Origin of the sequence: Okeania sp. SIO2F5, assembly GCF_010692685.1 — a bacterium.
Lineage (GTDB): Bacteria > Cyanobacteriota > Cyanobacteriia > Cyanobacteriales > Microcoleaceae > Okeania > Okeania hirsuta.
Window position 1 is genome coordinate 1 of the sequence record NZ_JAAHGU010000218.1, and the last position, 8,035, is coordinate 8,035.

Annotated in this window: 6 protein-coding genes; all 6 read left to right on the forward strand. The window is 37.4% G+C overall.

Features of this window, described 5'->3' with window-relative positions:
• The first annotated feature begins 395 nt into the window (after positions 1 to 395).
• The 6 genes from F6K27_RS31595 (at position 396) to F6K27_RS31620 (ending at position 7,812) form a co-directional block, all read left to right on the forward strand.
• Positions 396 to 1,850, forward strand: a complete 1,455-nt coding sequence (locus F6K27_RS31595; RefSeq protein WP_287279752.1) for an NAD(P)/FAD-dependent oxidoreductase — start codon at positions 396 to 398, stop codon at positions 1,848 to 1,850.
• A 545-nt stretch (positions 1,851 to 2,395) separates the two neighbouring features.
• On the forward strand, positions 2,396 to 5,074 hold the full coding sequence (locus tag F6K27_RS31600; RefSeq protein WP_287279753.1) for a GH92 family glycosyl hydrolase: 2,679 nt from the start codon (positions 2,396 to 2,398) through the stop codon (positions 5,072 to 5,074).
• 30 nt (positions 5,075 to 5,104) lie between these two features.
• Positions 5,105 to 5,239: a hypothetical protein gene (locus F6K27_RS31605; protein WP_287279754.1), complete on the forward strand. Its 135-nt coding sequence runs from the start codon at positions 5,105 to 5,107 to the stop codon at positions 5,237 to 5,239.
• The gene (locus F6K27_RS31610; RefSeq protein ID WP_287279755.1) at positions 5,236 to 5,682 is read left to right on the forward strand and encodes a DUF6932 family protein; all 447 of its coding nucleotides are present in this window, start codon (positions 5,236 to 5,238) and stop codon (positions 5,680 to 5,682) included. The genes F6K27_RS31605 and F6K27_RS31610 overlap by 4 nt, the downstream gene beginning before the upstream one ends.
• Positions 5,679 to 7,145, forward strand: coding sequence for a helix-turn-helix transcriptional regulator (locus tag F6K27_RS31615; RefSeq protein WP_287279756.1), 1,467 nt, complete (start codon positions 5,679 to 5,681; stop codon positions 7,143 to 7,145). Before F6K27_RS31610 ends, F6K27_RS31615 begins: the two co-directional genes overlap by 4 nt.
• 40 nt (positions 7,146 to 7,185) lie before the next feature.
• A complete protein-coding gene (locus F6K27_RS31620) occupies positions 7,186 to 7,812 on the forward strand; it encodes a DUF4186 family protein (protein WP_287279758.1) in 627 nt (208 codons plus the stop codon).
• The last annotated feature ends 223 nt before the right edge of the window (positions 7,813 to 8,035 follow it).

Below are 8,035 nucleotides of genomic sequence, written 5' to 3' on the forward strand. Positions count from 1 at the left end.
ATTCATACAATGTTCCATACTCAACGTGATGATTCAAAATGGTAAACCCCAGAGCTACAAAGTAGAAATCTAGTTAACTTCCAACTAAGGGAGTTTTTGGCGATCGCTACTTTCATGCAACAAAGCCGCTATAAACTGTAAATTATCAATACCATTACAGACATCCTTAAAACTTTAAGGTTTAGCGATCGCCTAATTTATGAAAAATACAGCTCATACAGTTACTTTTATATTACATTGCAAATATCTATGTAACATGTAAAGATGCCAGCGCTCATTGCTATATCAAAAATACTTTTGAGTAGTTCCTCCCTTGGAAAATCTCTCTTTTTTTTTGAATAAAGGGACTCTTACAATTGTTGTATACTTTTTCTAGTCATTATTCACATCAATCTATGAAATCAGAAAACTCCAGTCCAAAAATTGACTATGATGTAGCAATCGTTGGTGCGGGACCAGTGGGATTAGCAACTGCCCTCGGTCTACGCCAACGTGGGATCGAAAATATTATTGTCCTCGACCAAACCCGAGCTTTCCGTAAAGTCGGTCAGGGTGTCGATCTTTTACCAAATGGCTTAAAAGCAGTTAAATATATTGATAGCCAAGCTTACGAAAATATTAAAGAAACTGGTCAGAAATTCAGCAACCCGCCAGAACCTAACCCGGAAAGTGAATCAAAAAAAAATCAGCCTTCGCCAGAATGGACAACTCGAAATATCAACGGGCAAAAAATCCATTCATTTGTCCTGAAATATGATGAATGGTTTGATAAATATGGGGAAGGTCGAGTATCAATTTCTTGGTACGATTTACAGACTCAATTGAGAATGCTATTACCAAGCGATCGCCTCAAAATTAATCACCGTTGTGTTAATGTAGTTCCCGAACCAGAATTGAAATGTGTTCGAGCTGATTTTATTTCTAATCAGGAGGTAGAACCTAACCCCTATTCCCACTGGGAAAATAAACAGCAAGATGATAAAACTAGCACTCTAAATTCCTCTCCATTATCACAATCGGAAATGATCTCAATCCGCGCTAAACTATTGATTGCAGCAGATGGAATTAACTCTACAGTGCGTCAGGTAATCTACAAAGACAGTCCATATAGTGCATATAGAAAACCAGAATATTCAGGTATTGCTGCTATTGGCAGTGGGGGAGCGAATGATATTTCAGAAACACTGTCACAGGAAATTCAGGAGCAGTTTCTTCAGAATTCGCGAATAGTAAGCATAGTGAATGACCAAATATCCAAAGATTCTACAATAGACGAAACTACCAGAATGATCTTATTTTCCCGTCAACCAGGTCAATTTGGATATCTAATCCACGCAGCTTTACCTTTAGAATTATTAGCAGGAAAGTCAGGAAAAGAATTAATTAATATTGCCCTAGAAGAGTTGAAAAAAGCTAACTTTCCAGAAATGATTCAGCAGTTGGTAGCTTTATCCTCCCCAGAGCAGATTCTGTCACGTCCGTATTATCTTCACCGTGCCACTGTTTCTGGGTCAGAGCAGCCAAAGTGGAATATAGGGAGGGTTGTACTGGCGGGGGATGCTGCCCATGGAATGCCACCATTTATGGCTCAAGGTGCTAACCAAGGACTGGAAGATGCTGCAGTCATGGCAACATTGGTGGCTGAAATTGGTAAGCAAAATCAGTGGGATGATATAGCTGCTATAGAAGCTGCGTTTAGTAAGTATGAACGTTTGCGTCGTCCACTGATGGAATTGGTTCAACAAGCAACACTAACCAGACTACCCCTTACTTCAGAAGAGTATGGGCAGGAATACGCTCAACAAATTTATGCTCGTAATATTGACGAAATTATGCAAACATTGTTGTAAAGGTGGTAGCAAGTTAGGTAATCCTGTATAGTAATGGTCAAGTTATATCATGTCCTGGTTAAATACTTATAAATATATCTCTCCGAATGGGATATTCCTTCAAGATAGCTTCAGTCGAACATTTTTATTATAATTAATCATCCGGACATGATATTACATTTCATTAACGCATTCTACAAAAGCTATCCAAGTTTTTGATGATATTAATTTAACTGTCGATTAAAAATTCAGATAATTGTTATAATAGCAAATTGATTTATTACCGGGACTTTAACAAATATGATCAGAGGCGATTATGTCTGTAGAATTACAAATAGGAGTTTTTACTCAGTTCCATGGGGAATTTTCAGTGTCTGTGATTTTATTGCGGATGTCGCAATAGGAGTTTTTACTCAGTTCCATGGGGAATTTTCAGTGTCTGTGGTTTTGTTGCGGATGTCGCAATAGGAATTTTTGCTCAGTTTCATCGACTCAACTATGTAGCAATACTATTAAGATAAGAAACGGTATAACTTTATTTTTCTTGCTACTTCCTTCCCCAACTTATGATCAATATAAACAAAGCAACTTCAAACAACCTCAAATATGTCAACCCCCTAATAGGTACGGGAGGTAATGGTCACACCCACCCAGGGGCAAGCGTTCCCAATGGTTTTGTTGTACTTGGTCCCGATACCAGAGTAGAAGGGTGGGATGCCAGTTCCGGATATTATGATAGCGATCGCAGCATTCTCGGTTTTTCCCACACTCACCTCAGCGGTACGGGTATTGCAGACTATGGGGATATTCTGATTTTGCCAAAAATTGGTACTATGATACTCGAACCGGGAACTCTGGAAAACCCAGAATCAGGTTATCGGGAACGCTTTGATAAAAATTCGGAAACAGCTTCTCCTGCTTACTACAAAGTCACATTAAACTCAGGAATACAAGTCGAACTCACAGCTAAACAACGGAGTGGTTTTCACTACTACACTTTTCCCGAAAATGCTAAAGTTAACCTGCTCATAGACTTAGTTCATCGCCGAGATGAAAACACTCTTTCTGCTAGTCTCAAAGTATTAGACCCATACACCATTGTTGGCAGTCGCATCAGTCAAAGTTGGTCGCCAGAACAAAGAATTTATTTTTATATCAAAATAGATAAACCACTGCAAAAAATATATATCTCCACCGATGGTAAAAATCTCAATCAACTCAACAGTGCCAATAACAAATATATTCAATCATATTTGGAATTAGGACAAATTTCTAATCTCAAAGTACGAATTGGTATTTCCGCAGTAGATATTAATGGAGCGCAAAGAAACCTCGCCAAAGAAATTCCCACCTGGCAATTTTACGAAACAGTTGACTCCAGCAAAGAACTCTGGCGCGAGAAACTGGCAAAAATTGATATTGAAACTGAAAACGAAACAGATAAAATCATTTTCTACACTGCACTCTACCATACCTATAAAGCTCCACATATATATATGGATATAGACAAACGGTTTCGGGGAGCAGATGGACGCATCCATACCGCAGGAGGTTTTACCAACTACACTCTATTTTCATTATGGGATACATTTCGCGCTCTCCATCCATTGATGACTTTGCTGGAACCCTCAGAAACTAATGAATATATCAAATCTATGTTGATACATTACGACCAAGTGGGTTCCCTACCAAAGTGGAAACTAGGAGAAAAAGATGTCAAAACAATGGTTGGTCGTCATGCTATTAGTGTTATTGTCGATGCTTTTACCAAAGGTTTGCGGAATTATGACAATTGGTGGGCATTGGGAGCAATGATCGACACCATGAATAGACAAGAACCAGAATTAAATGTTTATCGGAATTATGGCTTTGTACCTTCAGATGTTGATGTTAACTGGTCAGTGTCACGGACTTTAGAATTTGTCTATAATGACTGGGCGATCGCTCAGGTTGCCAGAATTTTCGGAAATATTAGTCTGGCAGAAAGTTATGAAAAACGCTCCCTCGCATACCGCCAAGTATTCGACCCCAGTCAAAAATTAATGCGTCCCAAACGTAGGGATGGTAGTTGGGATAATTTCGATCCGTTTGCAGCAGCATGGGAGTCTCCATTTATTGAGGGTAACTCCTGGCAATATACCTGGTTTGTGCCTCACAATATTCCCGACTTAATTCAACTCATGGGTGGGAAGTCAGCATTTTTAGCACAACTGGAAAAATTATTTTCCCTGGATAGTAGTCAAGGAAATGAACTACCCGATATTACAGGATTAATTGGACAATATGCTCACGGGAATGAACCCAGTCATCACATCTGCTATCTTTTCAATTTTGTTGATCGCAACGATCTGACTCGTGCTTATGTCAAACAAATACTCACTACAATGTACAAAGCTACACCAGATGGCATCATAGGCAATGAAGACTGCGGACAAATGTCAGCTTGGTATATTCTCAGTGCCTTGGGTTTATATCAGGTGACTCCTGGTACGCCAATGTTTGATTTGGGATATCTACATTTTTCTCAAGCAACTATACATTTGGATAATGGCAAAGATTTTGTTATTCAAAAAGGTAATCATCCAGAACCATATTTACTCGATAGTCAACCAGTGTCAGGGTGGCAAATTTTATATCAAGATATTATGAATGGTAGTGTGTTGAGTATTTCTTCGCCAACACCAATAAATTCACCAACGCCAACAAATGTAATGCAATGGTACAACCAACCCCCTGTCTGGAGCAACCAAGATGGAGTAATTCAAGTTACAACAGGTGCAAAGACAGATTTTTGGCGAGTGACTCACTATGGTTTTATTCGCGATAACGGTCATTTTTATTATCAGAATATTACAGGTGACTTTACCGCTCAAGTCAAAATTACTGGTGAATATCAAGCATTATACGACCAAGCAGGTTTAATGGTGCGTTTGGATGAAAAAACTTGGATAAAATGTGGCATTGAATTTGTCAATGGCGTGCAACAGGTAAGTGCTGTAGTGACTAGAGAATATTCTGACTGGTCAGTTTTGTCATTGCCGGAAAACCCGGAAAGTATTTGGTTGCGGTTAAAGCGGAGTGGGGAAACGGTGCAAGTAGAATATTCTCTGGATGGAGATAGTTATAGTTTGTTAAGACTGGGTTATTTGACTACGGCAAATGACCTGCAAGTCGGTTTAATGTGTGCTTCTCCTGATGGGGATGGTTTTTCTGTTGTGTTTGAAGAATTTAGGCTGTTTGATTAGAGGAAATGAGGATAAAAAAAACACAAATTAGTGCCACCTACTATTAAATGGTTATATTACATGAGACGACTGGCCACTAATTCTCCTTCTCTAGATAATTTTTATTTGCAACACAACAAAAAAGTTGTGTTATTATTACTACACAACAAAAAAGTTGTGTTATGATACCATTATTCAATAAAGACGGAAATTTGCCTCCAGGGGTACATTGGGCTACTTGGCCTGAATTTGTGGAGCGATTTGGAATTACGCCACATCGCCAGAAACTAATTAAAGGACTCAAGTCAGCTATTGAAGTTCTATCAAAAGCTGGATGTCAAACTATTTATATTGATGGCAGCTTTGTTACAACAAAAGAAGTTCCAGGAGATTTCGATGCTTGTTGGGATACTACTGGAGTAGATATTGATTTCTTATATAAATCTGACCCAATTTTACTGACATTTGATAACAGACGAGAAGCACAGAAAACTAAGTATCTGGGGGAATTATTTCCAGCATCTTGGATAGCAGACGAGGTAAATACTTTTCTAGAATTTTTTCAGATTGATAAGGATGGTAACCAGAAAGGCATTATTGCAATAGATTTGAGTAGGTGGCAACCATGATTAAAAATGAAAAACAATATCGTGTTACTCAATCTCAAGCTAAAAAGTTTGAAGAAGCATTGGTACAATTAGAGCAAAATTTGGATAGTAATCAAGAAATTCATCCACTTCTTTTAAAAGCTCAAAAAGAAGCTTTAGAAAGTCAGCTTAACGACCTTCGTGAAGAGTTATTAGAATATGAAGCTTTAAAATCTGGTCAACAAGAAATTCTTGAATTACATTCATTAGATGAATTGCCTACTGCTCTAATCAAAGCTCGTATTGCTTCTGGTTTAACTCAGAAAGAATTAGCTGAAAGACTCGATCTTAAAGAACAACAAATCCAAAGATATGAAGCAACAGAATATGCTTCTGCTAGCTTAACAAGAATACGAGAGATAATCCAAATACTCGGCGTTCAGGTAACAGAAGATGTTTTTTTACCTAGTTCTGAAGTTTCACTAAAAGCCCTGTTTAGTCGTTTAAAGCAAGTAGGAATTGAACGCAACTTTGTCATCAGAAAACTTATTTCTCAACCTATAGTTGAAAAGATAGAAGCAGATAATTTATCTGACCAAGAAACAAGTGTTTTAGCTTTAAAAATCGCAGCAGTTTTGGAGAGAATATTCAGATTAAGACCTGCTGAAATATTCAGTTCTGATTCACTTCAACTAGATACAGCAGCAATAGGATCAGCACGTTTTAAATTGCCTAAAGGAGCTAATGAAAAACGTTTCAATGCCTATACTGTTTATGCTCATTATTTAGCACTTTTGGTATTTGATTGTACATCAGATTTACCAAAAAAGCCAGTTCCTACTAATCCCAATCAAGTTAGAGAAGCAATTATTTCTACTTATGGCAGTTTAGATTTTCAACACACTCTTCAGTACATTTGGAGTTTGGGAATACCAGTTTTACCATTAAAAGATTCTGGTTCATTTCATGGTGCTTTTTGGCGCATTCAGGGTCGTAATATTATCGTACTTAAACAGCAAAATAACTATACTTCTCGTTGGCTTTTCGATTTGCTCCATGAACTTTGGCATACAGCTCAAGAACAAGAATTAGATGAGCGGACGATTATTGAGGAGAGTGAAACAGCAGAAGAGAGAAGGAATTCTAAAGAAGAAAAAACAGCTAGTAGATTTGCCGGGCATATTATTCTTGATGGCCGTGCGGAAGAGTTAGTCGATTTATGTGTCAATAATGCTCGGGGAAGTATTGAGAGATTAAAGCAAGTTGTTCCTCAAGTTGCAACTATAGAAAAAGTTTCAGTAGCTTCACTAGCAAATTACATAGCATTTCGCCTTTCTTTGCAGGGAGAAAATTGGTGGGGAACTGCTATGAATTTGCAAAAAGAAGATACAGATTCTTCTGATCCTTGGGAAATTGCGCGAGATATTCTGCTCGAACAAATTAACTTTGGAAAACTAAATCAAATAGATAGAAATCTCTTAATGCAGGCTCTATCTGATGTTTAAAAACAGCAAAAAAACTATGTAAAAAGAGGATTGAAAAACTATGGTAGACGAATGGGATGCACAAGAGGATTTAAAACCCCTAGAAATTAAGTGTACTAGCACAGATTGTCAAAACAATTTGCATTGCTTTTTGCAAGATAAAAGAAAGAAAAATGTTAATCAGCCATTTGGTTCATGTCGTGAGTGTGGTGCTGACCTGGTTGATTGGGAAAGAGTTCACAAACGTGATTTGAGTGATGTTCAAAATACTTTTCAAGCTCTCAAGTACGAAAAAATACGCCATCATTATTGGCACCTTGAAATTGACCAGAAAGCTATTAATCATGCTCGTAGAAAAGGAAAAATTAAACTCCGTGAAGCTGTTGTTCAGCGAATTAGTAAATCTGTTGGTTCTGCAAAGAATTATAATGAAGGTAGACAAACACCAAAAGAAAACTCAGGAAACTCTATATATTATGCTCAACACGCTACAGCTTGTTGTTGTCGGAAATGTATTGAGTATTGGCATGAAATTCCTCAAGGTCGGGATTTGAGTGTAACAGAAATTGAATATTTAACAAATTTGGTCATGCTTTACATTGAAGAAAGATTGCCAAAACTGACAGAAAATGGAGAAAAAGTTCCACCAATTAAAAATAAAAATCCTAGAAGTTCATCTAACAACTAAGGAAGAACAAAAGTTGTAATGTCTATTAATACAGACACTTTATCAAGTCGCTATCGGGCTGCATCTGTCAATCTAGCTGAAAAGAAGTTATTGATAACTATAGCAATGAGCGCTGGCATCTTTACATATTACATAAATATTGATAATGTAACATAAAAGTAACTGTATGAGCTGTATTTTTCATAAATTAGGCGATCGCTAAAGGTTAAAGTTTTAAGGATGC

Bases quoted from the DNA above. Each gene is read 5' to 3' on its own strand.
- F6K27_RS31595 (WP_287279752.1), top strand. From the start codon at position 396: ATGAAATCAGAAAACTCCAGTCCAAAAATTGACTATGATGTAGCAATC.
- F6K27_RS31600 (WP_287279753.1), top strand. From the start codon at position 2,396: ATGATCAATATAAACAAAGCAACTTCAAACAACCTCAAATATGTCAAC.
- F6K27_RS31610 (WP_287279755.1), top strand. From the start codon at position 5,236: ATGATACCATTATTCAATAAAGACGGAAATTTGCCTCCAGGGGTACAT.
- F6K27_RS31615 (WP_287279756.1), top strand. From the start codon at position 5,679: ATGATTAAAAATGAAAAACAATATCGTGTTACTCAATCTCAAGCTAAA.
- F6K27_RS31620 (WP_287279758.1), top strand. From the start codon at position 7,186: ATGGTAGACGAATGGGATGCACAAGAGGATTTAAAACCCCTAGAAATT.